The sequence below is a fragment of the Streptomyces sp. NPDC013187 genome, from assembly GCF_042899705.1.
Classification (GTDB): domain Bacteria; phylum Actinomycetota; class Actinomycetes; order Streptomycetales; family Streptomycetaceae; genus Streptomyces; species Streptomyces hawaiiensis_A.
Genome location: NZ_JBIBAF010000013.1, coordinates 116,699 through 142,664 on the forward strand (window position 1 = coordinate 116,699; position 25,966 = coordinate 142,664).

Below are 25,966 nucleotides of genomic sequence, written 5' to 3' on the forward strand. Positions count from 1 at the left end.
CGCGTGCAGACGATGCCCGCCCATGCGGCCCACCACGACGACCGTGAGATAGAGAGCCTCGAGGAGTTCGACGCGACCGTCTCGGCACGCGGGACCCTCGCCGGATACCGGGTTCAGGCCGTCGATCTGACGGACCGTACGCGCGAACTGCTCACCCACGACACGGCGGGCGCGGTCTTCCTCGGCTGCGCGATGCGCGAGGACGCGGCTGCGAAGATCCGCGGCGAGGGCGCCCTGGTCTTCCCTCCGGTCCCGGGCCTGCCGTTCGACCCGTACCGCGGCCTGGTCTACTCGCCGGACGAGCTCTTCGCGTCGCTGGCCGACGGTTACGAGGCCACACCCGACGCCCTCGCCTACGCCTGGTTCCAGCGCACGAAGGCGGATCGCGACATCCACGCGTCCATGCTGCGCTCGATCCACGACGACTCCGTGTCGGACGCGCTCGACGAACTCCTGTCCGGCGCCCGGGTCGTGGGTGTCATGGGCGGTCACGCCATGGCCCGCGGCACCGAGGAGTACGCGGGCGCCGCACGGCTCGGCCGGGAGCTGGCCCGGGCCGGCATCACGATCGCGACCGGCGGCGGCCCGGGCGCCATGGAGGCGGCGAACCTCGGCGCCTACGCCGCCCCCTTCGACGACACGATGCTCACCGAGTCGCTGGAACTCCTCGGCAAGGCACCGCACTTCACCCCGTCGATCACCCAGTGGGCCGCGGCCGCCTTCGAGATACGCGCCCGCTGGCCCCAGGGCGGCCGTTCGGTCGGCATCCCGACCTGGTTCTACGGCCACGAGCCGCCGAACGCCTTCGCCTCCCACATCGCCAAGTACTTCGCCAACGCCACCCGTGAGGACGGCCTGCTGGCCCGCTCGAACGCGGGTGTGGTGTTCCTGCCGGGCGCCGCCGGGACCGTACAGGAGATCTTCGACAACGCGACGCCCAACTACTACGAATCGCGCGGCGAACCCACGCCGATGGTGCTGGTGAACCGCGTGCACTGGACGGAGAGGCTGCCCGCGTGGCCGCTGCTCCGGTCGCTGGCGGGAGGGCGCTCGATGGAGGCGCGGATCGCGCTGGTGGAGCGGATCGAGGACGCGCCCGAGGCGTTGAAACGTATCGCCGGTTAATAAGAAGGCAAAGCAAGTGCTTGCCGACTGCATATGCGTTGACACTACTTATGCGGCGCTTATAGACCTGAGAGCCTCACGGTAGTGCTGATGCCCAGTCAACACTGCCTCAGCCCCCCGCATCAGCAATCCTGTAAAGGACAAACGTGGCAGTTCTGTCCGTATCCCGCCGCGCACGCGCCGTGCGCGTCCTCGGTGTCGTCTCCGCCTCGGCCGCGCTCGCGCTCGGCACCGCCGGCAACGCGCTCGCCTGCGACATCAGCGAGTTCTCCGCTGAGGCGAAGTGCGATGGCGACAAGGGCGTCATCACGGTCACCGACGTGGACCCCGCCGGCATCCCGGCGACGGTCACCGTCTACCTGCAGAACAACGGCGCCGACGCGAAGAAGGTCGGCGAGCAGGTCGTCAAGGGCTCGCGCGAAGGCACCACCATCACCTTCGCCGACGACTGGAAGGCGAACGCCGAGTACCGCATCCACGTCAAGGCCGCCTCGTACGTCGACGAGGACATCAAGCCGAACCTCGTCACCCCGGCCACGGCCTGCAAGAAGGAGGAGGAGCCCCCGGCTTCGACTCCCCCGGCGACTCCGACCCCGTCGGCGTCCCCGTCGACGCCCGCCGAGGAGAGCGAGAGCCCGGCTCCGGAGCCGTCGGAGAGCCAGAGCAGCTCGCCGGCGGGCAACGCGCCCGCCCCGGCCGGTGACTCCAACCTCGCCGAGACCGGCGCCAACTCCAACACCGGCGTCATCGCCGGCATCGCGGCGGCCCTGGTCGTCGTCGGTGGCGGTGCGGTGTTCTTCGGCATGCGCCGCCGCGGAGCCAAGAGCGACAGCTGACGCCCGCGCAGACCGTGACGTGGCCCGTCCCCGACCCGGGGGGCGGGCCACGTCCCGTCTCACCCGAACGTCGCCCGCTCCAGCCAGAACTCCAGCAACTCCCGCTCGCCCAGCACCTCCAACTCCGGTGTCTCCAGCGGAAGCCGACGGTAGAACGCGAGCAGGACGGAGGTGAGCGGCCCGCGCAGGGCCACGTCCGCCTTCCGGTGACCCCGGCGCCAGGCGATGCCGTCCTCGGTGAGCTCCACGAGCCACTCGGCGTTCAGCTCCGGCCCCGTGTCGGTGGCGTGGAGGTGGATGCTGCGGCCGGCGCCGCGCAGTTCCCTCGCCACGTCGTGCGGCACCGTCCGCTGGACGTACTCCACGATCTGCAGCCACTCGTCGATCGCGTCGGCGGCCACCTCGGGCGCGACGTCGTAGGGCAGCCCGGCGGCGAGGGCGGCGTCGGCGCGGTGCACGGTGATCTCGTGTGTCACCCGTCGGGCCCAGAACCCTGCGTTGAGGATCCCGGCCCAACCCCACACCTTCGTGTCCGGCCCGGCCTCCCGCAGTGCGGCGACGACCTGCTTCCCCGCCTCCGCCAGCCAGGCGTCCAGCGCGATGGCGTCCCCCCGCGCCTCGGGCCCGGCCGCACCCGGTACCCGCTCTTCCGGCACCTCCTCCTCGGCCCGGGTGCGCACCATGAGCTCCACCCAGCGCAGAGCGCCTCCCGTGTGCCGTACGAGGTCCTCCAGCGACCACTCCGGGCAGGTCGGCACCGTGGCGGACAGGTCGGCACCGGAGGTGACCACAGACCTCAACAGGCTTACCTGGTGGGCTATCTCGTCGCAGTAACGGTCGTGTGTGAGTGGCGTCATGCCCCGCACCCTAGGCAGGTACGTTCAGCCGAGCACCACGATTTCCGCCGCGTCGAACTCCACGCCCACCTCGCCCCCGACCTCCGGTGCCGCCCGCAGCGCGCACGCCGCCTCCAGGCGCGGGGCGTCCTGAGGCTGGAGGTGGAGGGCGACATGGGTGCCCTTGAAGGTGCGCGCGGTGACCGTGCAGCGCAGGCCCGAGTCGGCGGGCACCAGGCGCACCCCGGCGGGCCGCACCAGCAGGGTGCGTGCGCCCTGCGGGGCCTTCTCCGGCACCGGTACCTTGCCCCAGGGCGTGTCCGCGGCCTCCGTCCCGACCGTCGCCTCGACCACGTTCTCGAAGCCGAGGAAGCGGGCGACGAAGGCGTCGGCGGGCCGCTGCCACACCTCGAGGGGCGTACCGGACTGGGCGATCCGCCCGTCCCGCATCACCACGACCCGGTCGGCCAGCGCGAAGGCCTCCCCCTGATCGTGCGTCACGGCGAGCACGGTCGTGCCCAACCGGCCGAACAGTCCCTTCAGTTCGACGACCAGGCGCTCCCGCAGCGACCGGTCGAGCTGTCCCAGCGGCTCGTCGAGCATCAGCAGCCGTGGGTTGGGCGCGAGGGCCCGGGCCAGTGCCACCCGCTGCTGCTCCCCGCCGGACAGCGCGGCGACGGCCCGGCGGCCCGCGCCCGGCAGCCCCACGAGGTCCAGCAACTCGTCGACCCGCTCGGCCTGTTGCCGCTTCGTCTCGCCGTGCATCCGCAGCCCGAACGCCACGTTGCCGGCCACGTCCCGCTGCGGGAACAGCTGGTGGTCCTGGAACATCAGCCCGACACCCCGCCGGTGCGCGGGCACGCCCGCCTGGTTCCGGCCGTCGAGCACCACCCGCCCGGAGTCGAGGGGTTGCAGCCCGGCCACCGCCCGCAGCAGGGTCGACTTGCCGCTGCCGCTGGGCCCGAGCACACACACGATCTCGTGCTCGACGACCTCCAGATCGACGGCGTCCAGCACGGCACGCCCGCCGAAGCGGACCGTCGCGCCCTGCAGGGCCAGCAGCATCAGAACTCCCCCGTCCGGTCCGTACGGAGCCTCTCCAGCACCAGCAGGGCCACCGCGCACACCACCATCAGCATCGTCGAAAGGGCCATCGCCTGCCCGTAGTTGAGGTCGCCGGGCCGCCCGAGCAGCCGGGCCACGGCCACCGGCAGCGTCGGCCGGTCGGGCCGTGCGATGAACACCGTCGCGCCGAACTCCCCGAGGGACACGGCGAAGGCGAACCCGGCCGCGATCAGCAGCGCCCGCCGCACCATCGGCAGGTCGACCTCCCGCCACACCCGCCAGGGCGAGGCCCCGAGTACCGAGGCCGCCTCCCGCAGCCGTACGTCCACCGCGCGCAGCACGGGCAGCATGGTCCGCACCACGAACGGCACCCCGACGAGCGCCTGCGCGAGCGGCACCAGGACCCAGGAGGACCTGAGATCCAGTGGCGGCTCGTCGAGGGAGATCAGGAACCCGAAGCCGACGGTCACCGCGGACACCCCGAGCGGCAGCATCAGCAGGGCGTCGAAGCCGCGCACGAACCGCCCGGCGTCCCGGCGGGTGAGCGCGCCCGCGGCGAGACCGCCGATCACCACCGCGATGAGCGTGGCGGCGACGGCGTACGACAGGGAGTTGCCGATCGCCTCGATCGGCGGGACCAGGAACACCCCGCCGTCCTCGCGGGTCAGCGCCCGGTAGTAACCGAAGCCGGGCGCGCCGAGGGACCGCTGCACCAGCACGGCCAGCGGCAGCACGAGCAGCACGGCGACGGTGACGAGCACTCCGCCCAGCAGCGCCCACTCCCCCGCGCCGCGCGGTCGGCGCGCCGTCACGGAGGCGTCGACCAGCCGCAGCGCGGTCTCCCGCCGCCGCACGGTCCAGGCGTGCAGGGCGAGGATCGCGCCCACCGCGACGAACTGGATGAGGGTCAGCACGGCCGCCGTGGACAGGTCGAAGATCTCGGAGGTCTGCCGGTAGATCTCCACCTCCAGGGTGGAGAAGGTGGGGCCGCCGAGGATCTGCACGACACCGAAGGAGGTGAAGGTGAACAGGAAGACCATCAGCGCGGCGGCGGCCACGGCCGGGGCGAGCGCGGGCAGCGTGACCTGGCGCCAGGCCCTCAGCGGCGACGCCCCGAGCATCCGCGCGGCCTCTGCCTGCCGCGGGTCGAGCTGCGCCCAGAGCCCGCCGACCGTCCGGACGACGACCGCGTAGTTGAAGAAGACGTGCGCGAGCAGGATCGCCCACACGGTGGTGTCCAGTCGTACGCCGCCCAGCTCGTCGAGCAGCCCGCCCCGCCCGACGAGCGCCAGGAACGCCGTACCGACGACGACCGTCGGCAGCACGAACGGGACGGTCACGACCGCCCGCAGGATCTGTTTGCCGGGGAAGTCGAAGCGGGCGAAGACGTACGCGCCGGGAAGTGCGACGAGCAGCGTGAGCACGGTGGAGACCACCGCCTGCCAGGTGGTGAACCACAGCACGTGCCGGACGTCGGGCTGTGCCAGCACCTCCCCGATCCGCCCGAGGTGCCAGGTCCCGCCGGTCTTGAGGCCGCGCGCCACGATCGCGGCGACGGGGTAGGCGAAGAAGACCGCGAAGAACGCGACGGGCACGGCCAGCAGACCGAACCGCGCCGCCGCGCCCCGCCGCCGGGCGGCTACTTCAGTACGAGTGAGGTCCACGACTTGACCCACTGGTCACGGTGGTCGGCGATCTTCGCCGGGTCCATGGTCTCCGGGTCCTTCGCCTGCGGCCCGTACTTCACGAACTCCGGCGGCACCTGGGCGCCCTCCGTCACGGGGTACACGAACATGTTGAGCGGCATGTCCTCCTGGAACTTCTTGCTGATGAGGAAGTCGAGGAGGGCCTTGCCGCCCTTGGTGTTCTCGGCGTTGGCGAGCAGTCCGGCGTACTCGACCTGCCGGAAGCAGGTGCCCTCGGCGACGCCGGTCGGCGCCGTGCTCGGCTTGGGGTCGGCGAAGACGACCTCGGCGGGCGGCGAGGAGGCGTACGACACGACGAGCGGCCGGTCGCCCTTGGCCTTCTTGCCGCCGGCGGAGCCGGAGAACTCCTCGTTGTAGGCCTGCTCCCAGCCGTCGACGACCTTGACGCCGTTGGCCTTGAGCTTCTTCCAGTAGCCCTCCCAGCCCCCGTCGCCGTACGCGGCGGCGGTGCCGAGCAGGAAGCCGAGGCCGGGCGAGGAGGCGGAGGCGTTCTCGGTCACGAGCAGGTTCTTGTACTGCGGCTTGACGAGGTCGTCGAAGCTCCGCGGCGGCCGCAGCTTGTGGTCGGCGAAGTACTTCTTGTCGTAGTTGACGCAGATGTCGCCGGTGTCGATGGGCGTGACCCGGTGCTTGTCCTGGTCGACCCGGTACTCGGCCTTGATCTGCTCGGACCCCTTCGCCTCGTACGACTGGAACAGGCCGTTGTCGAGGGCGCGGGACAGCAGGGTGTTGTCGACGCCGAAGAAGACGTCGCCCTGCGGGTTGTCCTTGGTCAGGATGGCCTTGTTCACGGCCTGCCCGGCGTCGCCGTCCTTCAGGACGTCTACCTTGTAGCCGGACTGCTTCTCGAAGGCCGCGATGACGTCCTTGGACGCGGCCCACGAGTCGTGGCTGACCAGCGTCACTGTCTTGGAGTCGCCGGACCCCTGACCGCCGTCGGACGACCCGCACGCGGCCAGCGTGCCGGCCATGCCGAGCCCGACGACGACGGCCGTCAGTCGCTTCTTGTTGTTGCTCACTGGATTCCTCCTGGGGTGACCAGGAGAAGACGCGGCCCTGCCCGGGACTTTCGGGGGTCCCGGGCAGGGCGCAACAGCTCGAGTGGTGACCGATCTCCCTACCCAGAATGACCTGGGCCAGGTTCGGAGGGTCTGCGGCCGTGTGCCGCACTCTCAGCGCTGTGGCGCTCCCCTGTCGGAATATGCAGGTGTGGATGTGAAGGTGCCGTTTATGAAGATGTACTGACGACGGTCAGACTACCGTTCGGTCGCGGCGAGCTGACCACACGCCCCGTCGATCTCCTGACCACGGGTGTCCCGGATCGTCACCGGCACACCATGGGCGGCGATGGCCTCCACGAAGGCCTTCTCGTCCTCGGGCCGCGAGGCGGTCCACTTCGACCCGGGCGTCGGGTTCAGCGGAATCAGGTTCACGTGCACGGGCTTGCCCTTGAGCAGCCGCCCGAGCCGGTCACCGCGCCAGGCCTGGTCGTTGATGTCCCGGATCAGCGCGTACTCGATGGACAGCCGGCGCCCGGACTTGGCGCTGTACTCGAAGCCCGCGTCGAGCACCTCGCGCACCTTCCAGCGCGTGTTCACGGGGACGAGGGTGTCGCGCAGCTCGTCGTCGGGCGCGTGCAGCGAGATGGCGAGGCGGCACTTGAAGCCCTCGTCGGCGAACCGGTGGATGGCGGGGACGAGGCCGACGGTGGAGACGGTGATGCCGCGCTGGGACAGGCCGAGACCGTCGGGCTCGGGGTCGGTGAGCCGCCGGATGGACCCGATGACCCGGTTGTAGTTGGCGAGCGGCTCGCCCATGCCCATGAAGACGATGTTGCTGAGCCGCGCGGGACCGCCGGGGACCTCGCCGTCCCGCAGCGCCCGCATGCCGTCGACGATCTGGTGCACGATCTCGGCGGTGGACAGATTCCGGTCGAGACCCGCCTGCCCGGTGGCACAGAACGGGCAGTTCATCCCGCACCCGGCCTGGGAGCTGATGCACATGGTCACCCGGTCGGGGTAGCGCATCAGCACGGACTCGACGAGCGTCCCGTCGAACAGCCGCCACAGGGTCTTGCGGGTGGTGCCCTGGTCGGTCGACAGATGCCGCACGACGGTCATCAGCTCGGGCAGCAGGGCTTCCTGCAGCCGGCCCCGGGAACCGGCCGGAATGTCCGTCCACTGCTCCGGATCATGCGCGTACCGCGCGAAGTAGTGCTGCGAGAGCTGCTTGGCACGAAACGGCTTCTCCCCGACCGCGGCAACGGCCTCCTTGCGCTCGGCAGGAGTGAGATCGGCAAGATGCCGCGGCGGCTTCTTGGCTCCGCGGGGGGCGACGAAAGTGAGTTCTCCGGGTGCAGGCATAACCCTCCCAGTGTCGCAGATCAACTCGGGGAGCCCAGGCCGGAGTGGGGTGGGGGTGGTCACCTGTGGGTGCCGACTGTCAGCGTTGGTCGGCCTCGGACGGCCCAGGGACGGCCCGAGGGCTGGGCTGCTACAAGCACTGCTTCGCGAACGGCCGTCCCACCTTGCGGTCCGAACCAGTGGGGTTACGCATCTCTGCTGGCCTACCGCCACTCCCTTGATCGGCATGCATGAATCTCGATTTTGTGCTGCCCTAGAAATAGGTAGGGCACACATACCGCCCCTAGGCGGAAGCTCCCGCTCACTACGGGAGAAGGGACAACCTGCACGGCACGGCCGCAGCGGGCCATCTCCCCTTGCTTGGGATGCGATTCCAGTGAATGTCCGAAATGCTTTGACCACATGCAGCCCATTGATGATGGCTGCAGCAATTGGACTGAGCACCGCCCCTGCAGGACCATCACAGGCAGCCACAGCAGCCAGCGCATTCCCCGAGGCTGGCGCATACGCAACCCAGGGCGACAGTAACATCATTTCAGATGATGGGGAGTTGCAAGTCTCCTGGATAGGCAGCCAAGTGCTTCCTTGGGAGGATGGCGTACCGACCCGCTGGCAAGTGAACGTCATTTACTACAACATGTCGGACCATATCCTCTATCTGTCATGCCAGGATTGGGGTGCCGAAAAGACGAAAGAAAACATATCTCGACAAGGGAGGGATATCGGTCAGGTGAAAGCCGAGTATAACCTCTGCAGCGAGCACCCAGAATGGGAAGCCAACCTCAGCCCGAATCACAGAATTCTTATGTCGTGGGCCGTGTTTCATAACGTTCCCAGAGTCGGCGATCGCGTTTCGCTGCAGTGGGGCGACTATGGAACCTCTAAGGCCCTTGACCCCTTCGGCCACTGAAGTCTAGTACGCGGCGTTGCCATGTGAGCTGCGCAGCGGCAAGTGGAGACGGCAATGACCAAGAATCATGACGAGCCTTGGAGAACGGGAGGGGAGCATCAGGCCCCTGCCAGACCTCGGCAATGGGAGCAGCAACCCGAACACCCTCACTCAACGCCGCCGGGACTTGAACCACGGTCAACGCCGTCAGTAACACCGGCGACATTGAAACCATTGGTCGAATGCCCCACTTGCGGCAAAGCCGCTGGCGACGAACTGTCCTGCCAGTTCTGCAACCAAGTACTGTTCCTGCCGCGAGGAATCACGCTCTCGACTGCTGGACTTCGCTTCGGTGGGTACATACTCGAGGGTGTACTCATTATTTGCACGTTGGTGATTGGCTGGGCCATCTGGGCGCTAATAGTCTTCCAGTATGGCCAAACGCCCGCCAAACAGCTACTTCACATGAGAGTCATCTACATTCCGCAGGCTCGAACCGCTAGATGGCTGAGAATGGCCTTCCGGGAAATAATCGCGAAGACGATTATCGGATTCCTTGCCGCCGTCACCTTTTTGATTCCATACTTCTGGCTCCTATGGGATCGAAATCGGCAGGAACTGTGGGACAAAATGTCCACTACCCTAGTTGTCAGCGACCGAGAAGATCAGCTTCAGCCGCAACCTTCGGACAGTCAAGCTGGAACACCGCAGGCGTAATTGGCCAGAAGCGACTCGGAGTCGCTCGGCCTCTTAGAGGCTCGCCCCGAAGTGGCTGCCTAACGCCGTGGAGCCGACCGCCCCAGCCACCGAGGGTGTACCCCCTTCATGCCCGCAGCCGCCGAGCGCGCCGCCGGGCGCGGCCAGCCGGGGCGAAGACAGGATGCAGGACGCGCCGTGGGCGGGCCTTGATGGACGTGGGGAAACTCTTACCCGCAATGCGGCCGAGGGTACTCAGCTCGCGCGGCTGCCTTGAGGCGCGGGTGGCGTAGGCCTGCCGGGCCCCCGCCCCAGGGGGCGTTGGATGACGTGCCGACCGCGCCCGCGGGCCTGGCTGCGCAGCCGTGTGCTGGAGAGCGACTGAAAGCAAGGGCTGCCTGACAGAATGGGGCGGACCATCACAAGAAGCGGGGGTCGAGCATGCTCGTGCTCATACTGTCCGTCGTCGTCCTGCTCGTCATCGGCGGCAGCGTCTGCGTGTTCTGGGCCGCCCGGGCGACGCCCCGCGGTGGGCACGGGGCGTGGCCAGGGCGACGCTGCTCGGCAGTGAACTGGCCCGCAGTGCGAGCCGCAGTTCCCGCTCGCGGCAGAGCGGCGGTGACGACTAGACGTCCCGCCCCGCCGACTCACACGGCCAGGGCGAGGGCCGGGCCCCGGCCGGCGGAATCACGAGTCCCCCGCAAGGGACAGGGCACTGCGGCAGAACGGCTGGAAGTTCCCCCGGCGGCGCTGAGCCGGGCCGCCGGAGGAAGGGCGCCCCTACTCGGCCGTGTGCTCCAACCGGTCCTTGAGGAGCTGCTCGTTGCGTGGGAGTTCCTTGCGGGCCTGGGGGCGTACGACGAGGGGGACCAGGACCTTGCCCATGCCGTGGCCCTCGAAGTCGATGTCGATCGTGACGTGGGAGCGCCGGCCCTCGTCGTACGGCTCGACCTCGCCATGCACCTGCGCCCGGACGGGCCCGTCCACGCCGCGCATGCCCCAGCTGTGCGGCGGGTCGTACTCGGTGACCTCCATGGTCATCGGCATGACGCGACGGCCGACGTGCCGGGTCACGCGGACCTTGGTGCCGATGCCGACGGGCCCCTCGTCCAGGCGCTCCGCGGAGACGGCGCTCAGCTGCCATTCCGGCATGCGCCCGGTGTCCATGACGTAGTCGTAGACCTCCTCGGGACGGCGCTCGACGTCGATGCTCTCTCGGATGATGGCCATGACGGCCTCCTTAGGGAGGTACATCTGAATCGTCTGGGAGGTACACCTGAATCGTCCCACTTCAGGCCCCCGGACGTCTCCCCGAGACGGCAGCGAGCCCCCGACCGGAAGGACGGGGGCTCGCTGACAGGAGTCGGCTCAGCCGGACCCGACGAACAGCACGAGCAGCAGCCACACCACCGGAGCCGTGGGCAGCAGCGAGTCGAGCCGGTCCATGATGCCGCCGTGCCCCGGCAACAGTGTGCCCATGTCCTTGATGCCGAGGTCCCGCTTGATCATGGACTCGCCGAGGTCGCCCAGCGTGGCGGTGACCGCGACCGCGAGGCCCAGCACCAGGCCCTGCCACCAGGCACCGTCGTCGATGAGGAACTGCATGCACAGCGCCCCCGCGACCATGGCGAAGGAGACCGCGCCGAGCAGGCCCTCGCGGGTCTTGCCGGGGCTGATGCGCGGGGCGAGCTTGTGCCGGCCGAACCGCCAGCCGACGGCGTAGGCCCCGGTGTCGCTGACGACCGTGAGCAGCAGGAAGGTGAGCACCCGCTGCGGCCCGTCGTCCGCGGTCAGCATCATCGCGACGAAGGTCGCCAGGAACGGCACGTAGAACGCCGCGAAGACGCCCGCGGTGACGTCCCGCAGATAGCCCTCGGGCGGTTCGGTCATGCGCCAGACCAGGACGGCCAGCGCCGTGAGCGCCATCGCCACCCACGCGCCCTCGGCACCCCGGACGTACCCGGCGACGACCATCGCGGCACCGCCGAGCGCGAGCGGTACGAGGGGCGCCCGGATGCCCTTGCGCTCCTCCAGCCGCTTGGTCAGCTCCCACAGGCCCACCACCACGGCCACCGCGACGACACCGACGAACACGGCCTTGACGACGAACAGCGAGGCGACGATCACCACACCGAGCCCGACGCCGACCCCTATCGCGGCACTCAGGTCGCGACCCGCGCTCTTCTTCGGCGGCTTGGGTGCCGGCTGCGAGGCGTCGGGCATGGGCTCCGGATTCGTGTCGTTTCGGACCGGGGCGCCGCTCAGCCGAGCAGCCCCCCGGTCGTCATCCTGGTTTCCGCCGAAGTCGGTCACGTCGGGCACGATGGGCATGGGGCGAGTCTGAGGCGCTTCATACGCATCGTATGCGGGACCCGCCGGAGCGGCCCCTTGGACGTGCCCGTGGCCCGGACCCTGGACGTGCCCGTGACCATGCCCTTGGTCGGTGGGCCCCCAGTACCCGGCCTGTGGCGGCGCCCCCCAGGAAGAGTCGTTCATCAGACCTCGAGCAGCTCCGCTTCCTTGTGCTTCAGGAGCTCGTCCACCTGCGCGACGTACTTCGCGGTGGTGTCGTCGAGCTCCTTCTCCGCACGGCGGCCCTCGTCCTCGCCGACCTCGCCGTCCTTGATCAGCTTGTCGATGGCTTCCTTGGCCTTGCGGCGCACGGAGCGGATCGAGATCTTCGCGTCCTCGCCCTTGCTCTTGGCGACCTTGATGTACTCGCGGCGGCGCTCCTCGGTCAGCTCGGGGAACACCACACGGATGATGTTGCCGTCGTTGCTCGGGTTGACGCCCAGGTCGGAGTCGCGGATCGCCTGCTCGATGTTGCGCAGCGCGCTCTTGTCGAACGGGGTCACCACGGCCATGCGCGGCTCGGGCACGGAGAACGAGGCCAGCTGGTTGATCGGCGTCGGTGCGCCGTAGTAGTCGGCCACGATCTTGTTGAACATCGCCGGGTGCGCACGGCCGGTGCGGATCGCGGCGAAGTCCTCCTTGGCGACCACGACGGCCTTCTCCATCTTCTCCTCGGCCTCGAGGAGGGTCTCTTCGATCACCACTTGCTCCTGCGTGTCTTGAGTAGGCCCGGCTGCGGTTCCATGTGGGGCGGCGGCCGGCTGCGTCGCGTCTTCTTCTGCACGGTTCCCGACCGGCGGGACATTGTCCATCCCCCGGCCCGGCTCCGTCCCGTCCGTCCCCCGGACGGGGTTGTACCCGGGGTGTCAGTCCCGGCTGCCGGGGTCCCCCACCAGCGTGCCGATCTTCTCACCCTTGACGGCACGTCCGATGTTGCCCTCCGCCAGCAGCTCGAAGACCACGATCGGAAGCTTGTTGTCGCGGCACAGCGTCACGGCCGTGGCGTCGGCGACCTTCAGATCGCGCGTGATGACCTCGCCGTAGCCGAGGTGATCGAACTTCACCGCGTCCGGGTTGGTCTTGGGGTCGGAGTCGTAGACCCCGTCCACGCCGTTCTTGCCCATCAGCAGCGCCTCGGCGTCGATCTCCAGGGCGCGCTGCGCGGCGGTGGTGTCGGTGGAGAAGTACGGCATGCCCATACCGGCGCCGAAGATGACCACACGGCCCTTCTCCAGGTGCCGTACGGCGCGCAGCGGGATGTACGGCTCGGCGACCTGCCCCATGGTGATGGCGGACTGCACCCGGCATTCCACGCCCACCTTCTCCAGGAAGTCCTGGAGGGCGAGGCAGTTCATGACCGTGCCGAGCATGCCCATGTAGTCGGAGCGGGCCCGGTCCATGCCGCGCTGCTGGAGTTCGGCACCGCGGAAGAAGTTGCCGCCGCCGATCACGACCGCGATCTGGGCGCCGTCGCGCACGACGGCCGCGATCTCGCGGGCGATCTTGTGCACCACGTCGGGGTCGACGCCCAGGCCGCCGCCACCGGAGAAGGCCTCTCCGGACAGCTTCAGCAGAAACCGGCCGCTCACTTTGCCGTCGTCGCTCTTCTGGGCCTTGGTGGTCATGGGGGATCCCGCCTCTTTCACGTGTTGCACATACCAAGAAGGCCATTGCCGGTGGGGCGTGTTTCGCATCCCATACGGCAATGGCCTCCTTGTCAGATCTGCTGTCGTCCGCCACTCATGTGACGGCGTACGCGGACGACTGCTGTCGACCCTATAGGGGCCGGGCGTCGAGCGCGGTACGGACTCAGATGCCGACCTTGATGCGCGTGAAGCGCTTCAGGGTGACACCGGCCTCGTCCAGAACCTTCTGGACCGACTTCTTGTTGTCGAGCGCGTACGGCTGGCCGAGCAGCGTGGCGTCCTTGAAGAAGCCGTTGAGGCGACCCTCGACGATCTTCGGCAGGGCGGCCTCGGGCTTGCCCTCGGCGCGGGTGGTCTCCTCGGCGACGCGGCGCTCGGACTCGACGACCTCGGCCGGGACGTCCTCCTTGGAGAGGTACTTCGGCGCGAAGGCGGCGATGTGCTGGGCGACGCCCTTGGCGATCTCCGCGTTCGGCTTGTCCAGCTCGACGAGGACACCGATCTGCGGGGGCAGGTCGGGCATCGTGCGGTGCATGTACGCCGTCACGTAGCCGTCGGCGAACTGCGCGAAGCGGTCCAGGACGATCTTCTCGCCCAGGTTGGCGTTGGCCTCGTCGACGAACGCCTGGACGGTCTTGCCGGCCTCGATCTCGGAGGCGAGCAGGGCCTCCAGGTCGGCCGGGGAGGTCTTGGCGACGTGCTCGGCGATGGTGTTGGCCACGGCCTGGAACTTGTCACCCTTGGCGACGAAGTCCGTCTCGCACTTCAGCTCGACGATGACACCGGAGGAGTTGTCGTCGGCGATGATCGAGACGACGGCACCGTTCTCGGCGGAACGGCCCTCGCGCTTGGCGACGCCCTTCTGGCCCTTGATGCGGAGCGCCTCGACGGCCTTCTCGACGTTGCCCTCGGCCTCGTCCAGCGCCTTCTTGCAGTCCATCATGCCGGCGCCCGTGAGCTCACGGAGCTTCTTGACGTCGGCGGCGGTGTAGTTCGCCATGAGTCTGTGAATCTCTCTCGAAGTCTGGAAGATCGAAGATCTGCGGAATCTGCGGTTGCGCCCCCATGGAGCAGCAGCGCGCTGTCCTTCCGCTGACCTACGGGTGAACGGCGGGAGCGGACTTCACCGCGCCGAGGGCGCTGGTGTCTGCAGTACCGCTCCCGCCGTCACCACGGGACTGACGGGGTCAGGCCTGCTCGGCCTCGGCCGGCTTGTCGCCCTCGGCCGGCTTCTCGGCCTCGGCGGCGGGGGCCTCATCGGCCGGAGCAGCCTCAGTGGCCTCGGCGGGGGCGGCCTCAGCGGCGGGGGCGGCCTCGTCGGCCTTCTTCTCGCCCTCGAGCAGGTCGCGCTCCCACTCGGCGAGCGGCTCGCCCGCGGCCTTCTCGCCCTTGCCCTCGGTGGCGACACCGCTGCGGGAGATGAGGCCCTCGGCGACGGCGTCGGCGATGACGCGGGTGAGCAGGGTGACGGAGCGGATCGCGTCGTCGTTGCCCGGGATCTTGTAGTCGACCTCGTCGGGGTCGCAGTTGGTGTCGAGGATCGCGACGACCGGGATGTTCAGCTTCCGGGCCTCACCAACGGCGATGTGCTCCTTCTTGGTGTCCACGATCCAGACGGCGCTGGGCACCTTCTGCATCTCGCGGATACCGCCGAGGGTCTTCTCCAGCTTGGCCTTCTCGCGCGAGAGCACGAGAAGCTCCTTCTTGGTCAGACCGGACGCGGCGACGTCCTCGAAGTCGATCTGCTCGAGCTCCTTGAGGCGCTGCAGACGCTTGTAGACGGTCGAGAAGTTGGTGAGCATGCCGCCCAGCCAGCGCTGGTTGACGTAGGGCATGCCGACGCGGGTGGCCTGCTCGGCGATGGCCTCCTGCGCCTGCTTCTTCGTGCCGACGAACATGACCGTGCCGCCGTGGGCGACGGTCTCCTTGACGAACTCGTAGGCGCGGTCGATGTACGACAGCGACTGGAGCAGGTCGATGATGTAGATGCCGTTGCGCTCCGTGAAGATGAAGCGCTTCATCTTCGGGTTCCAACGACGGGTCTGGTGACCGAAGTGGACGCCGCTCTCCAGCAGCTCCCGCATCGTGACGACGGCCATGGCCGTATCTCCTTGATTTTCTCGGTTGTGCCGCGGATGCCGGACGGCTTCCGCGCCTGACGCCCACTGCGCGCCGTTCCACGAGGGACCGAGGGGCGCTGACACGGGCCCGTTGCCGGGGTTCGTGTCGGGGCGTGCGAAGTCGACCCGATGGCTCGGGTCGCCACCAGAAGTGTACGGGACCCACGGGGTGCCGGGTGACGCCGTTGTCCACAACCGGCGCATGATCCACAGCCGCGGGCCGCCAGGCGGAAGGGTCCGGGACGCTTTGCCCATGCGAGTGAACCGGTGTGTCCGCGTGTGTACGCGTCTGATCCTGCTGCTGCTCCTCACGGCGTGGGCCCTGTTGGCCCCGCCGCCGCGGCTGCTCGCGGCGGGCTCTGTCCTCGGGGACCCCGCCGTGCCGGCGGTCGGCCGCGCATGGCCCGTGGGCCTGCGTCCTCCGGTCCTGCGCGGGTGGGAACCCCCGGCGACGGTCTACGGCCGGGGCCACCGGGGCGTGGACCTGGCGGCGGCCCCGGGAACGCCGGTGCGGGCGGTGGCGGCCGGCACCGTCTCGTTCGCGGGACGGGTGGCCGGAAAGGGAGTGGTCGCGGTGGAACTCACGGGCACCGGCGACCCACCCCTGCGCACCACCTACGAACCGGTGACTGCGTCGGTCGAGAAGGGCGACGAGGTGGCACCGGGCGAGGTGATCGGCACGGTGGACGCGACCGGCTCGCACTGCACGGCCGCGTGCGTGCACTGGGGTCTGCGCAGGGGCGAGACGTACCTGAACCCACTGGACCTGTTGCCGCCGTGGCTACTGCATCGAGGCCCGTCCCGGCTCCTGCCGGTGTGGCCGTAACGCACACCGGGCGGGGCGCGCCTGCGGGGCGACACGGGGAGCCGCCCCGGCGCGGACGCGGCTCAGCCCCGTACGCCCCGCAACGCCATGGACACCGCCGCGTCCGCGATGGTCGCCGGATCCTCCGCCGCCCCCAGCTCGATCCTCCGCACGGCCGCGTCCACGACGCCCTGCAGCAGCATCGCCGCCAGCCTGGGCTGCTCGTGCCCCAGCTCGCCCAGCGCCTCGACGATCATCGTGACCAGCCCGCCGTGCGCCGCCCGGATCTTCTCCCGCGCCCCCGCGTCGAGTTCGCTCGCGGAGATCGCGACGACGGCCCGGTGCCGCCGGTCCCCGACCAGCTCCAACTGCTGCCGTACATACGCCTCGACCTTGGCCTCGGCCGTCTGCGCCCGCTCCATCGCCGCCGACACGTCCGCCGCCCAGACCGGGAAGTCGACCTCGCACAGCTCCTCGACCACGGCCGCCCGTGACCGGAAGTACTCGTAGACGGACGAGCGCGCGAGGCCCGTCCGCTCGGCGAGGGCCGGGAAGGTCAGCGCCTCCGTACCGCCCTCGGACAACAAGGAACGAGCCGCGTCCAGCAGGGCGGCTCGCTGCATCGACCGGTGCTCGGCCACGGAGGCCGCTCGAATCCTTGGCACGTCAACACTCTACGGACGCGCCCCGCCGCACGGGAGTGGTTGACGCGGATCGGAGAGCATCAGGCCAGGTCAGCGGCCGAAGCTCGCCAGCTTCGCTCTCAGCTGCAGCACCGACTTGGTGTGGATCTGACTGACCCGGCTCTCGGTCACACCCAGCACGTTCCCGATCTCGGCCAGGGTGAGGCCCTCGTAGTAGTACAGCGTGACCACGGTCTTCTCCCGGTCGGGCAGCGTGTTGATCGCCCGTGCCAGGAACCTCCTCAGTTCCCGGTCCTCGGCGACCTCGACGGGGTTGTCGGCGGCGGTGTCCTCGAGCGTGTCCATGACGCTGAGCCCGTCGCCGCCCTCACCGCCCCCGTGCAGCAGCTCCTCCAGGGCCACCACGTTGGCCAGCGACAACTGACTGAACACCGCATGGAGTTCCTCGACGGCGATGCCCATCTCGCAGGCCACCTCGCCCTCGGTCGGGGTCCGCCGCAACCGCGCCTCCAGCGTGGCGTACGCCCGCTCCACGTTGCGCGCCTTCTGCCGCACCGAGCGGGGGATCCAGTCCAGCGCCCGCAGCTCGTCGATCATCGCGCCGCGGATCCGGGTGATGGCGTAGGTCTCGAACTTGATCTCCCGGTCGATGTCGAACTTCTCGATCGCGTCGATCAGCCCGAACACGCCGGACGAGACGAAGTCCGCCTGCTCCACGTTGGACGGCAGGCCCACGCTGACCCGCCCGGCGACGTACTTCACCAGCGGCGAGTAGTGCAGGATCAGCTGCTCCCGCAGCCGCTCGTCCCCCGTCGCCTTGTACGACCGCCACAACTCGTCGAGCGTCGAGGGAGCGGGCGGCCGCACGCTGCCACCGTCACGGGCGGCTGGGGGGATCGCCGCCCGGTCGGACCCGGAGGTGTGCTGGGGCATTCGTCGCCTTGTGCCGTTCTGCTGCGGAGTGGTGCTGCCGGGGTGAGCTGTCTGTCTGATGTCGAGTTGCCTGTCCGTGTCGGGATCCTCGCGAGCGTAGCGTGACTGCGGCGTCGCGGTGCGCGAAGGGCGGAGGCCAGGGCGGGCGCAGATACGTTCCTGAGGACGCCCCCTCGGGGTGGCGAGGTCGCTCGCTGTGATCACCGGAGGGCCCCAACTGGGCGCATTTCCAAGGGGTGTAGGGGTTCCCCCGGACGGCCGAACACAGGCCGTCAGCACGGCCCGTGAGCGCCGCGGACCGACATCACCGCCTGGCGTGTCAACTTCCAGCCGTCGCCGTGTCGTTCGACGTAACCGAGTGCGCGGAGTTCGTACAGTCTCGCGATCGCGTCGTCCGGTGCGGTCTGTGCGGAGCGCGCGATCTCGGCCGGCCGGGCCGCCCCACGTCCCGGCAGCGCGTCGAGCACCTGCCGGGCGGCCGGATCCAGCAGGTCCCGGGGCAGGACGGGGCCTCGCCGGTCGGGCGCCAGCTCTCCCATGCCACCGACCAGTTCCACGACGTCCGCGACATCGGTGACCAGGACGGCCTCCCCGCGCAGCAGATCGTGCACCCCGGCGGAGAGGGCGCTGGTGGCCGGGCCCGGCACGCCCATCGTGTGCCGGCCGAGGCGTTGTGCCGCCCGCGCGGTGACCAGGGATCCACTGCGGTGGGCCGCCTCGACGACCACCGTGCCGCGAGTGAGCGCGGCGATCACTCTGTTCCGCAGGATGAACCGGCTCGGTGTGGGGTGGTCCCCGGGCGGCAGCTCGCCGATCACCAGCCCCTGTTCGGCGATTCTGCCGATCAGCTGGGTGTGGCCGCGAGGGTAGGGCCGGTCGACGCCGCAGGCGAGGACGGCGACGGTGGCACCGCCGGCTCCCAGGGCTCCGCGATGGGCGGCGCCGTCGACTCCGTAGGCGCCGCCCGAGACCACGACCCAGCCCCGCTCCGCGAGCCCGGCGGCGAGGGTGGCGGCCATGTGGGCTCCGTACTCGGTGCAGGCCCTGGCACCGACCACGGCGACCGACTTCAGCGCCCACATCCGCAGACCGGCCCGCCCGCGCACCCACAGCCCCAGGGGCCGGGCGTCCCCGAGATCATCGAGCTGTCCCGGCCACTCCGCGTCCCCTGGGGAAACGAACCGCACCCCGGCGTCCCGGGCGGCCGCCAGATCCCGGCGTGGCCGGGCGGCCTCGGCCCTGGCCACCAGCCCGGCCCACCGCTTTCCGCTCGCGCCCGGCAGAGCGGCCCCGCCCTCCTTCAGCCGCCGCGCCACTTCCCCGACCCCGAACTCCCGCACCCACCGCCCGCCGACCTCGTCCCCCGGCTCGATGACACGGGTGAGAAGGACCCGGCAGAGCAGGTCGTCGTCCGATGCACCGACTACGCTCACGTCAGCGCCCCGATCGCCATGGGAACGCCTCGCGGCACGCCCGTGCGCAACTGGAGCGCGAGGGCGACGTCCGTGGCGTCGGGCCGGTCGTGGCCGACGAGGTCTGCGACGCTCCAGGCCACGCGCAGTACGCGGTCGAGGCCGCGGGCGGTCAGGACACCCCGCTCCAGATTCCGCTCGGCCTCGTCCATAGCGCCGGGCTCGGCGTACCAGCGGCTGCGCAGCTCACGGCCGGGCACCTCGCTGTTCGTGCGCCACTGGGTGCCCGCAAGGCGCTCGGCAGCCCGTTCCCGAGCCGCCCTCACCCGGTCCGCGACCGTCGCGGTCGATTCGCCCCTGGCGCCGACGGCTGTCAGCTCGGTGCGGGTGATGCGGTCCACCTCGACACGCAGATCGACCCGGTCCAGCAGCGGACCGGAAAGTCTGGCCTGGTAGCGGCGGATGGCCGAGGGCGGGCACTCGCACAGGTCGTCCCGCTGCGAGAACCGGCCGCAGGGGCAGGGGTTGGCCGCGAGCACCATGAGGAACTTCGCGGGGAAGCGCACGACTCCTGCACTGCGCGCGATCACGACGTGCCCGGCCTCCAGCGGCTGGCGCAGGGCGTCCAGGGCCTGGCTGCTGAACTCCGGCGTTTCGTCCAGGAACAACACGCCGCGATGGGACAGCGACACCGCCCCGGGCCGAGCGATGCCGTGGCCGCCGCCGACGAGGGCCTGCATCGTGGCCGAGTGGTGCGGGGCGCAGTAGGGGGCGACGTCTACCAGCGGCTTGCCCGGGGGCAGCAGGCCAGCCACCGAGTGAACCGCTGTGACCTCCAGCGACTCCTGCCGACCGAGCCGGGGCAGGATGGCCGGCAGTCGTTCGGCGAGCATCGTCTTGCCGGCGCCGGGCGGCCCCTCGAGGAAGAGGTGGTGCCCGCCCGCCGCAGCCACCTCCACGGCCGTGCGCGCCGAGGTCTGCCCGACGACGTCCGCCAGGTCATGGCCGTGATCGAGCTGTGAGGCGCCGGCGCTGTGCATGCCTGTGGCCGCGCCGGTCCCCGGCATGCGCAGCCCGGCGAGGAGCGGGTCCGGGCGGCCCCGCTCGTCCGGTTCCTCGTCGGGCACGGGTTCGTCGGCCAGGATGGCGATCAGCTGCCGAAGGCTCCGCACTCCCAGCACCGAAACCCCAGGCACCAGCGACGCCTCCGGCACCGCACACTCCGGCACCACCACCTGCTCATACCCCGCCTCGGCCGCCGCCAGCACCGCCGGCAACACCCCCCGCACCGGCCGCACACGCCCGTCCAGCCCCAGTTCGCCGATCATCACGATGTCGGCCAGAACCCTCGGGTCGATGCGCTCCGCGGCGCCGAGGACCGCCGACGCGACGGCCAGGTCGAAGCCGCTGCCGGATTTCGGTACCGAGGCCGGACTCAGGCCGACGGTGAGTTTCTTCTGGGGCCAGGCCGTGCCCGAGTTGACGACCGCGGCCCGCACCCGGTCCTTGCTCTCCGTGAGGCTCTTGTCGGGCAGCCCCACCAGCGTGAACGCTGCGACGCCGGGTTCGAGGTCGGCCTGGACCTCGACGACCACTCCCTCGACGCCGACCAGTGCCACCGAACACGTACGGGCGAATGCCATTCAGGCCACCCCCCGCACATGCTCGACCACGGCGGCTCCGCGTGCGGGCAGCAGCACGCCGATCAGGTCGATGCGGACCCCGCCGGGCGGTGCGCCCCCGTGTGTCTGGATCCACCGCTCGGCCAGGCCACGCAGCCGCTCCGCCTTCTGTGGTGTCACGGCCGCCATCGGATGCTGGAAGGGGCCCTCCCTGCGGGTCTTCACCTCGCAGACGACCAGGACGTCCCCGTCCCTGGCCACGATGTCGATCTCGCCGGTCCGGCCCGAGCGCCAGTTGCGCTCCAGGACCGTCAGACCGGCCTCCACCAGCCGCCGTGCGGCCAGATTCTCGCCGTACTTGCCCATGGCACTGCGTGCCAGATGTGCGGTCATGTCGGCACCACCTCCGGCGCCAACGATCACGCACCCGCCCCCACGAAGTGGATCTTGGTGGACGGCTCAGCGACTGTGGACAACCTCGTCACCCACCCGGGCGATCAAGGCCTCCACCCGCACCTCACCCGCTCGGCAGCTCCAGATCGCTCTTGTTCAGCTCCTCGATGTTCACATCCTTGAACGTGAGGACCCGCACCTGCTTCACGAACCTCGCCGGCCGGTACATGTCCCAGACCCACGCATCCGCCATGGAGACCTCGAAGAACACCTCACCCTGGACCGAGTGCACCTGCATCTCGTAGTCGTTGGTCAGGTAGAAGCGTCGTTCGGTCTCGATCACGTATTTGAACAGACCGACGACATCGCGGTACTCCCGGTAGAGCTTCAGCTCCATCTCGGTCTCGTACTTCTCGAGGTCCTCGGCGCTCATGGCATGTTCCCCTTCAGCCGTGCGATCCCCCCATTGTGCGCCAGTCCTGTGAGCCCCTAGACGATTTCCGGGTCAAGGATCACTGGCCTGGCCGGGGGACCTTCGTCGAGCAGCGTGCGCAGCAGCCCGGCGAGTCTGGTCGGATACACCGTCTCATGTGCCCGGCTCAGTTCCGGACACGTCCACCAGCGCGCTCCGGCGACACTGCGCCGTTCCAGCTCGGTGAGCCCGGTGGCGGCCACTGTCGTGCGGTCCGTACGCGCCAGGTAGTACCACTCGTCCTGGTCCCAGCGGCGGCCCGCGAACGGGAAGGAGCACCTGCGCCGCCACAGCACCGGGCCGAGCTCGACCTCGGTGATGCCCGTCTCCTCGGCGAGTTCCCGCAGCGCGGCCTGTTCACGGGTCTCCTCGCCCTCCACACCGCCACCGGGGGTGAACCACCAGTCGTCGGCCGGGTCGTCCGGCTCGTGCCCGTGCAGCAGCAGGATGCGGTCCTGCGGGTCGAGCAGTACGACCCGGGCGACCTTGCGCAGCCCGCCCTCGTAGGTGTCCTGGCCCGCTCCCGCGGCCTCAGCGGGCACCTGCGGTCTCCGCGGCGCTCTCCCGCCGGGCCCGGGCGGCACCCGCGCGCTTGGCGATGGGCCCGTAGGCGCCTCCGCCCAGGACGAGCACGGCGCCGGCGATCACCAGGAAGGTGATCGTCCGCAGCGGGCCGGGCGAGGAGAGGGTGCTGAGCGCCTCGAAGCCGGTGGGGCGCTCCAGCATGCCCTTCATGGGCCAGACGACGGCGTCGACGCGGGCGTCCACGGCGGAACGCGCCACCGTGCCGCTGGCGGCGTCGGTCAGGTGGGCCGTGGAGTCCACGGAATTGCCGCGCTCGTCACCGAGCAGGAAGAGCCGGCCCTTGGGGACGGTGACGGTCGGGAAGTTGCCCATCTCGGCCGGCGTGCCCTGGGGCAGGTACGTTTCGTCGATCTCCTTGCCGTTGACCTTCAGCTTGCCGTCCTGGCAGCAGGAGACGGTGTCGCCGCCGACGGCGACCACGCGCTTGACCATCGGCGCGTTGGCCCACGTCGCGTCCTTGAAGACGACGACGTCACCGCGGCGCACCTCGCCGCCGTCGACGCGCTGCGCCAGGATCCGGTCGCCCGCGTCGATCGTCGGGGTCATCGAACTGGTGGGGACGGTGTACGGCCGGTAGACCACCGCTCCCCAGGCGAACCCGCCGAGAAACAGCACAAGGCCCAGTGCGACGGCCAGCCCGGACAACCGCTGTCCGGTCCGGCCGCCCACCGGGCCCGTTCCTGAGCCGCCGCTGCGCGGGGCCGTGTGCGTCATGCTCTCGCCACCCATGGGTCCGCACCCTACCCGGGGGTACCGGCCGGGGTCAGCCCATGGTCGGGATCACTGCTTGCGGCGACGCCAGAGCACCACCGGCACCACGCCGAGGAGCGCGATCCCCTGCGGTGCGACCGGCAGACCCGCCACGTTCGGCTGGGCGTTCAGGCCGGACTGGTCGAAGGTGTCCGGGACCGGCAGGGTGTCCCAGCGGTTGATCGGCCAGGCGACGACGACGGCACGTCCGACGACGTCCTTCACCGGGACCATGCCGTGATTCTTGTCGGCCTGGTTGTAGCGGGAGTCCCGCGAGTTCTGCCGGTGGTCGCCCATGACCCAGATGTAGCCCTTGGGCACCTTGACCTTGAACTGGCCGCCCTGGTCGTCGACGCTGCACGGCGTGTTGCCGGCGTAGACGTAGTCCTGCTCGTTCAGCGCCTTGCCGTTGACCGTGAGCGGGCCGGTGTTCTTGCACTCGATCGTGTCGCCGCCGACGCCGATGACGCGCTTGATGAGGTCCTTCTCCTCCGCGGACGGCATGAGGCCGATCCAGCTGAGGAAGGTCTGCAGGGCGTTCGGGTCCGTGGTCGGCTCGCCCGCCAGCCAGTTGTCCGGGTCGTGGAAGACGACGACCTCGCCGCGCTCGGGCTCGGAGCCGAACCAGGGCGTGAGTTTGTCGACCAGGACGCGGTCACCCTGCTGGAGGGTGTTCTGCATCGAGTCGGAGGGGATGGAGAACGCCTGCACCAGGAAGGTCTTGATCAGCAGCGCCAGCACCAGCGCGATACCGATCAGGATGGGCAGCTCCTTCCAGAAGGAGCGCGGCTTCTTGGGTGTCCTGGCCGTACCGCCCGGTCCCTGGCCCTCGGCTGTCGTGTGCTCGCCCGTCACCCTGCCGTCCTCGGCTGCCCCGGAGTCACTCCCGGAGGTCACGGCGCTGTCCGCGGCCGGGACGGCGGATTCCGCGGGGCGTCCGCGGTGCTCCTCGCCGTCGTGTCCGGACCGTGCGCCAACCGCCACATCCCCCACGCCAACTCCTCACTCTGTGCCGCCGCCTGCCCCATACGCGGCGCAGGCCCACCACTCCCATAACGAGCGGGAGTTCCGCAGGGGTCGGGAGCTGGATCGTTCCGTTCGGATCGTAGGAGGCAACCCTATGCGACAGTTCGGGAGCGGCGGTCGACCCGGTGGCCGAGTCGGACACGGTGGCGTACGTATTCGGCTCCTCCAGCATGTTCCAGTGCCCGAAGGGCCAGGCGATGACCATGGCGCGGCCCACCACCTCGTCCTCGGAGACCGTGCCCCCGTAGTCGGTGTCCTGGTGGGCGCGGGAGTCCGCGGAGTTGTTCCGGTGGTCGCCCATCACCCACAGCCGCCCCTGAGGGACCGTGATGTCGAACGGCGTGTCGGACGGGGCGGCGCCGGGGTACAGGTAGTCCTCGTTCAGCGGGACGCCGTTGACGGTCACCCGCCCTTGTGTGTCGCAGCACTTGACGCGGTCGCCGCCGACGCCGACGACCCGCTTGATGAGGTCCTTCTCGTTCTCGGACGGCAGCAGGCCGATGAAGGTGAGCCCTTCCTTCACCTGCTTGATGACGACGGGGTCGGACTTCTGCGTGGTGGGCTTCTCGTCCTTGAGCCAGCCGCCGGGGTCCTTGAAGACGACGACGTCCCCGCGCTGCGGCTCCGAGCCGAACCATGGGGTGAGCTTGTCGACCAGGACGCGGTCGCCGATCTGGATCGTCTGCTCCATGGAGCCGGACGGGATGACGAAAGCCTGGACGAGGAACGTCTTCAGCACGAGGGCTATCAGGACCGCCACGCCGACGAGAAGCGGTATCTCCTTCACGGCACCACGCCTGCGGCGCCGCTTGACCTTGCGCTGGAGCTTGCGGCGCTCGGCCCGCGTGCGGCCGCTGCCGGGCGGACCGGCGGCGCGCCGGGCGCCGGTGGGCAGCAGGTTCTCCGCGGGGCCCGCAGGGACGCCGCGCGGTTTGCCGCGGTTACCCATGGGCGCCCGCCCTGCCGGCGTCGGGCACGCGCGCGTAGGCGTCGGGTCGGTCCAGCCGGGTGGCGTGACCGAACGGCCAGATGATCCAGTCGGCGCGGCCGATCACGTCGTCGACGGGGATCATGCCGCCGCCCGGCGAGCCGAGGTGGTCGCGGGAGTCGCTGGAGTCGCTGCGGTGGTCGCCGAGGACGAACAGGGTGCCGCCGGGGACTACGACGCCGAAGGGCACCGCGGACGGGCTGTCGCCGGGATGCAGGAAACCCGACTCGTCGACCGGCCGGCCGTTCACCTGGATCCTCCCCTCCCTGTCGCAGCAGACCACGCGGTCTCCCCCCACACCGACAACGCGTTTGATGTAGTCCGCGTGCCCGAAGTACCCGGTCCCGTCGAACACGACGATGTCTCCCCGCTGCGGCACGGCACCGAAACGGTACGCCAACTTATTTACGAGAACCCGGTCCCCGATCCTCAATCCCGGCTCCATCGATCCGCTGGGGATCTGGAACGGCCGCAGCACGAACGTGCTGAGCAACAGCAGGAACACCAGGCAGACCAGCAGGGTGAGGGTGATCCGGCCGCCCGGGACCAAGGAGCTGACACGCGCCACCAACGCGAAACGCGACCGGTCCTCCGGCCCTGCGGGTCCCGAGGTGGTCGTCTCGGAGCCGGAAGGGCGGGAGGAGCGGTCGCGCTCCGTGGGCTGTGCTTCGGTGTCCATCGGAGCCAGATGGTATCCGGCCC

Annotated in this window: 27 protein-coding genes and 1 riboswitch; of the genes, 5 read left to right on the forward strand and 22 right to left on the reverse strand. The window is 69.9% G+C overall.

What is annotated here, in order from left to right; all coding sequences use genetic code 11:
• Nucleotides 1-3: 3 nt before the first annotated feature.
• Nucleotides 4-1,125, forward strand: a complete 1,122-nt coding sequence (locus ACFY5B_RS27025) for an LOG family protein (RefSeq protein ID WP_389973706.1) — start codon at nucleotides 4-6, stop codon at nucleotides 1,123-1,125.
• Between the two features lie 146 nt (nucleotides 1,126-1,271).
• A complete protein-coding gene (locus ACFY5B_RS27030; RefSeq protein ID WP_389973709.1) occupies nucleotides 1,272-1,961 on the forward strand; it encodes an LAETG motif-containing sortase-dependent surface protein in 690 nt (229 codons plus the stop codon).
• 59 nt (nucleotides 1,962-2,020) lie between these two features.
• On the opposite strand, the gene ACFY5B_RS27035 is transcribed toward ACFY5B_RS27030, so the two are convergent.
• From ACFY5B_RS27035 to rlmN, 5 genes are all read right to left on the reverse strand, one after another.
• The gene (locus tag ACFY5B_RS27035; protein WP_389973713.1) at nucleotides 2,021-2,818 is read right to left on the reverse strand and encodes a maleylpyruvate isomerase family mycothiol-dependent enzyme; all 798 of its coding nucleotides are present in this window, start codon (nucleotides 2,816-2,818) and stop codon (nucleotides 2,021-2,023) included.
• Nucleotides 2,819-2,842: 24 nt separating this feature from the next.
• The gene (locus tag ACFY5B_RS27040) at nucleotides 2,843-3,862 is read right to left on the reverse strand and encodes an ABC transporter ATP-binding protein (protein ID WP_389973716.1); all 1,020 of its coding nucleotides are present in this window, start codon (nucleotides 3,860-3,862) and stop codon (nucleotides 2,843-2,845) included.
• Nucleotides 3,862-5,526: an ABC transporter permease gene (locus tag ACFY5B_RS27045; RefSeq protein ID WP_389973719.1), complete on the reverse strand. Its 1,665-nt coding sequence runs from the start codon at nucleotides 5,524-5,526 to the stop codon at nucleotides 3,862-3,864. Before ACFY5B_RS27045 ends, ACFY5B_RS27040 begins: the two co-directional genes overlap by 1 nt.
• Nucleotides 5,502-6,539 (reverse strand): thiamine ABC transporter substrate binding subunit, encoded by a 1,038-nt coding sequence (locus tag ACFY5B_RS27050; protein WP_389974051.1) that lies wholly within the window; start codon nucleotides 6,537-6,539, stop codon nucleotides 5,502-5,504. Before ACFY5B_RS27050 ends, ACFY5B_RS27045 begins: the two co-directional genes overlap by 25 nt.
• Nucleotides 6,540-6,664: 125 nt before the next feature.
• Nucleotides 6,665-6,771, reverse strand: a riboswitch (TPP riboswitch).
• Nucleotides 6,772-6,824: 53 nt separating this feature from the next.
• Nucleotides 6,825-7,931 (reverse strand): 23S rRNA (adenine(2503)-C(2))-methyltransferase RlmN, encoded by a 1,107-nt coding sequence (gene rlmN, locus ACFY5B_RS27055; protein ID WP_362045079.1) that lies wholly within the window; start codon nucleotides 7,929-7,931, stop codon nucleotides 6,825-6,827.
• Between the two features lie 415 nt (nucleotides 7,932-8,346).
• Between rlmN and ACFY5B_RS27060 the strand changes: the two genes are divergently transcribed.
• Together ACFY5B_RS27060 and ACFY5B_RS27065 are read left to right on the forward strand one after the other, a co-directional pair.
• Nucleotides 8,347-8,841, forward strand: a complete 495-nt coding sequence (locus ACFY5B_RS27060; RefSeq protein WP_389973722.1) for a hypothetical protein — start codon at nucleotides 8,347-8,349, stop codon at nucleotides 8,839-8,841.
• 54 nt (nucleotides 8,842-8,895) lie between these two features.
• A complete protein-coding gene (locus ACFY5B_RS27065) occupies nucleotides 8,896-9,537 on the forward strand; it encodes an RDD family protein (RefSeq protein ID WP_389973725.1) in 642 nt (213 codons plus the stop codon).
• Between the two features lie 759 nt (nucleotides 9,538-10,296).
• Here ACFY5B_RS27065 and ACFY5B_RS27070 read toward each other — a convergent pair.
• From ACFY5B_RS27070 to rpsB, 6 genes are all read right to left on the reverse strand, one after another.
• Nucleotides 10,297-10,746: an SRPBCC family protein gene (locus tag ACFY5B_RS27070; protein ID WP_389973728.1), complete on the reverse strand. Its 450-nt coding sequence runs from the start codon at nucleotides 10,744-10,746 to the stop codon at nucleotides 10,297-10,299.
• Between the two features lie 138 nt (nucleotides 10,747-10,884).
• Entirely contained in the window at nucleotides 10,885-12,012 is a 1,128-nt protein-coding gene (locus ACFY5B_RS27075) for a phosphatidate cytidylyltransferase (RefSeq protein ID WP_389973731.1), read from the reverse strand.
• A complete protein-coding gene (frr, locus tag ACFY5B_RS27080) occupies nucleotides 12,012-12,569 on the reverse strand; it encodes a ribosome recycling factor (protein WP_344459041.1) in 558 nt (185 codons plus the stop codon). Before frr ends, ACFY5B_RS27075 begins: the two co-directional genes overlap by 1 nt.
• Nucleotides 12,570-12,734: 165 nt before the next feature.
• Nucleotides 12,735-13,493, reverse strand: coding sequence for a UMP kinase (gene pyrH / locus ACFY5B_RS27085; protein ID WP_344459040.1), 759 nt, complete (start codon nucleotides 13,491-13,493; stop codon nucleotides 12,735-12,737).
• Between the two features lie 184 nt (nucleotides 13,494-13,677).
• The gene (tsf, locus tag ACFY5B_RS27090; protein ID WP_384168919.1) at nucleotides 13,678-14,514 is read right to left on the reverse strand and encodes a translation elongation factor Ts; all 837 of its coding nucleotides are present in this window, start codon (nucleotides 14,512-14,514) and stop codon (nucleotides 13,678-13,680) included.
• Nucleotides 14,515-14,701: 187 nt separating this feature from the next.
• Nucleotides 14,702-15,613: a 30S ribosomal protein S2 gene (rpsB, locus tag ACFY5B_RS27095; RefSeq protein WP_389973736.1), complete on the reverse strand. Its 912-nt coding sequence runs from the start codon at nucleotides 15,611-15,613 to the stop codon at nucleotides 14,702-14,704.
• Between the two features lie 274 nt (nucleotides 15,614-15,887).
• Here rpsB and ACFY5B_RS27100 point away from each other — a divergent pair, with 274 nt between their 5' ends.
• Nucleotides 15,888-16,460, forward strand: coding sequence for a M23 family metallopeptidase (locus ACFY5B_RS27100; protein WP_389973739.1), 573 nt, complete (start codon nucleotides 15,888-15,890; stop codon nucleotides 16,458-16,460).
• A gap of 62 nt (nucleotides 16,461-16,522) precedes the next feature.
• Here the strand turns inward: ACFY5B_RS27100 and ACFY5B_RS27105 are convergent, their stop codons facing one another.
• The 11 genes from ACFY5B_RS27105 to lepB (ACFY5B_RS27155) form a co-directional block, all read right to left on the reverse strand.
• Entirely contained in the window at nucleotides 16,523-17,080 is a 558-nt protein-coding gene (locus tag ACFY5B_RS27105) for a TetR/AcrR family transcriptional regulator (protein ID WP_389974054.1), read from the reverse strand.
• Nucleotides 17,081-17,173: 93 nt separating this feature from the next.
• Entirely contained in the window at nucleotides 17,174-18,016 is an 843-nt protein-coding gene (gene whiG, locus ACFY5B_RS27110) for an RNA polymerase sigma factor WhiG (protein WP_351631608.1), read from the reverse strand.
• Between the two features lie 272 nt (nucleotides 18,017-18,288).
• Nucleotides 18,289-19,449, reverse strand: a complete 1,161-nt coding sequence (gene dprA / locus ACFY5B_RS27115) for a DNA-processing protein DprA (protein ID WP_389973742.1) — start codon at nucleotides 19,447-19,449, stop codon at nucleotides 18,289-18,291.
• Nucleotides 19,446-21,071, reverse strand: coding sequence for a YifB family Mg chelatase-like AAA ATPase (locus ACFY5B_RS27120; protein WP_389973745.1), 1,626 nt, complete (start codon nucleotides 21,069-21,071; stop codon nucleotides 19,446-19,448). The genes dprA and ACFY5B_RS27120 overlap by 4 nt, the downstream gene beginning before the upstream one ends.
• Nucleotides 21,072-21,473: a YraN family protein gene (locus ACFY5B_RS27125; protein ID WP_389973748.1), complete on the reverse strand. Its 402-nt coding sequence runs from the start codon at nucleotides 21,471-21,473 to the stop codon at nucleotides 21,072-21,074. It abuts the gene before it with no gap.
• A gap of 94 nt (nucleotides 21,474-21,567) precedes the next feature.
• Nucleotides 21,568-21,876, reverse strand: coding sequence for a DUF2469 domain-containing protein (locus ACFY5B_RS27130; protein ID WP_003993268.1), 309 nt, complete (start codon nucleotides 21,874-21,876; stop codon nucleotides 21,568-21,570).
• Between the two features lie 56 nt (nucleotides 21,877-21,932).
• The gene (locus ACFY5B_RS27135) at nucleotides 21,933-22,457 is read right to left on the reverse strand and encodes an NUDIX hydrolase (RefSeq protein ID WP_389973751.1); all 525 of its coding nucleotides are present in this window, start codon (nucleotides 22,455-22,457) and stop codon (nucleotides 21,933-21,935) included.
• The gene (gene lepB, locus ACFY5B_RS27140; RefSeq protein ID WP_389973754.1) at nucleotides 22,447-23,229 is read right to left on the reverse strand and encodes a signal peptidase I; all 783 of its coding nucleotides are present in this window, start codon (nucleotides 23,227-23,229) and stop codon (nucleotides 22,447-22,449) included. Before lepB (ACFY5B_RS27140) ends, ACFY5B_RS27135 begins: the two co-directional genes overlap by 11 nt.
• Before the next feature lie 51 nt (nucleotides 23,230-23,280).
• On the reverse strand, nucleotides 23,281-24,243 hold the full coding sequence (lepB, locus tag ACFY5B_RS27145; protein WP_389973757.1) for a signal peptidase I: 963 nt from the start codon (nucleotides 24,241-24,243) through the stop codon (nucleotides 23,281-23,283).
• Nucleotides 24,131-25,225, reverse strand: coding sequence for a signal peptidase I (gene lepB, locus ACFY5B_RS27150; RefSeq protein WP_389973760.1), 1,095 nt, complete (start codon nucleotides 25,223-25,225; stop codon nucleotides 24,131-24,133). Before lepB (ACFY5B_RS27150) ends, lepB (ACFY5B_RS27145) begins: the two co-directional genes overlap by 113 nt.
• Nucleotides 25,218-25,943, reverse strand: coding sequence for a signal peptidase I (lepB, locus tag ACFY5B_RS27155; RefSeq protein WP_389973763.1), 726 nt, complete (start codon nucleotides 25,941-25,943; stop codon nucleotides 25,218-25,220). Before lepB (ACFY5B_RS27155) ends, lepB (ACFY5B_RS27150) begins: the two co-directional genes overlap by 8 nt.
• Between the last annotated feature and the right edge of the window lie 23 nt (nucleotides 25,944-25,966).

Bases quoted from the DNA above. Each gene is read 5' to 3' on its own strand.
- lepB (WP_389973754.1), bottom strand. From the start codon at position 23,229: ATGGGTGGCGAGAGCATGACGCACACGGCCCCGCGCAGCGGCGGCTCA.
- ACFY5B_RS27060 (WP_389973722.1), top strand. From the start codon at position 8,347: ATGATGGCTGCAGCAATTGGACTGAGCACCGCCCCTGCAGGACCATCA.
- ACFY5B_RS27050 (WP_389974051.1), bottom strand. From the start codon at position 6,539: ATGGCCGGCACGCTGGCCGCGTGCGGGTCGTCCGACGGCGGTCAGGGG.
- rlmN (WP_362045079.1), bottom strand. From the start codon at position 7,931: ATGCCTGCACCCGGAGAACTCACTTTCGTCGCCCCCCGCGGAGCCAAG.
- ACFY5B_RS27100 (WP_389973739.1), top strand. From the start codon at position 15,888: ATGCGAGTGAACCGGTGTGTCCGCGTGTGTACGCGTCTGATCCTGCTG.
- ACFY5B_RS27130 (WP_003993268.1), bottom strand. From the start codon at position 21,876: ATGAGCGCCGAGGACCTCGAGAAGTACGAGACCGAGATGGAGCTGAAG.
- ACFY5B_RS27070 (WP_389973728.1), bottom strand. From the start codon at position 10,746: ATGGCCATCATCCGAGAGAGCATCGACGTCGAGCGCCGTCCCGAGGAG.
- ACFY5B_RS27035 (WP_389973713.1), bottom strand. From the start codon at position 2,818: ATGACGCCACTCACACACGACCGTTACTGCGACGAGATAGCCCACCAG.
- ACFY5B_RS27120 (WP_389973745.1), bottom strand. From the start codon at position 21,071: ATGGCATTCGCCCGTACGTGTTCGGTGGCACTGGTCGGCGTCGAGGGA.
- ACFY5B_RS27040 (WP_389973716.1), bottom strand. From the start codon at position 3,862: ATGCTGCTGGCCCTGCAGGGCGCGACGGTCCGCTTCGGCGGGCGTGCC.
- rpsB (WP_389973736.1), bottom strand. From the start codon at position 15,613: ATGGCCGTCGTCACGATGCGGGAGCTGCTGGAGAGCGGCGTCCACTTC.
- pyrH (WP_344459040.1), bottom strand. From the start codon at position 13,493: ATGACCACCAAGGCCCAGAAGAGCGACGACGGCAAAGTGAGCGGCCGG.
- whiG (WP_351631608.1), bottom strand. From the start codon at position 18,016: ATGCCCCAGCACACCTCCGGGTCCGACCGGGCGGCGATCCCCCCAGCC.
- tsf (WP_384168919.1), bottom strand. From the start codon at position 14,514: ATGGCGAACTACACCGCCGCCGACGTCAAGAAGCTCCGTGAGCTCACG.
- ACFY5B_RS27075 (WP_389973731.1), bottom strand. From the start codon at position 12,012: ATGAACGACTCTTCCTGGGGGGCGCCGCCACAGGCCGGGTACTGGGGG.
- lepB (WP_389973763.1), bottom strand. From the start codon at position 25,943: ATGGACACCGAAGCACAGCCCACGGAGCGCGACCGCTCCTCCCGCCCT.
- ACFY5B_RS27065 (WP_389973725.1), top strand. From the start codon at position 8,896: ATGACCAAGAATCATGACGAGCCTTGGAGAACGGGAGGGGAGCATCAG.
- lepB (WP_389973760.1), bottom strand. From the start codon at position 25,225: ATGGGTAACCGCGGCAAACCGCGCGGCGTCCCTGCGGGCCCCGCGGAG.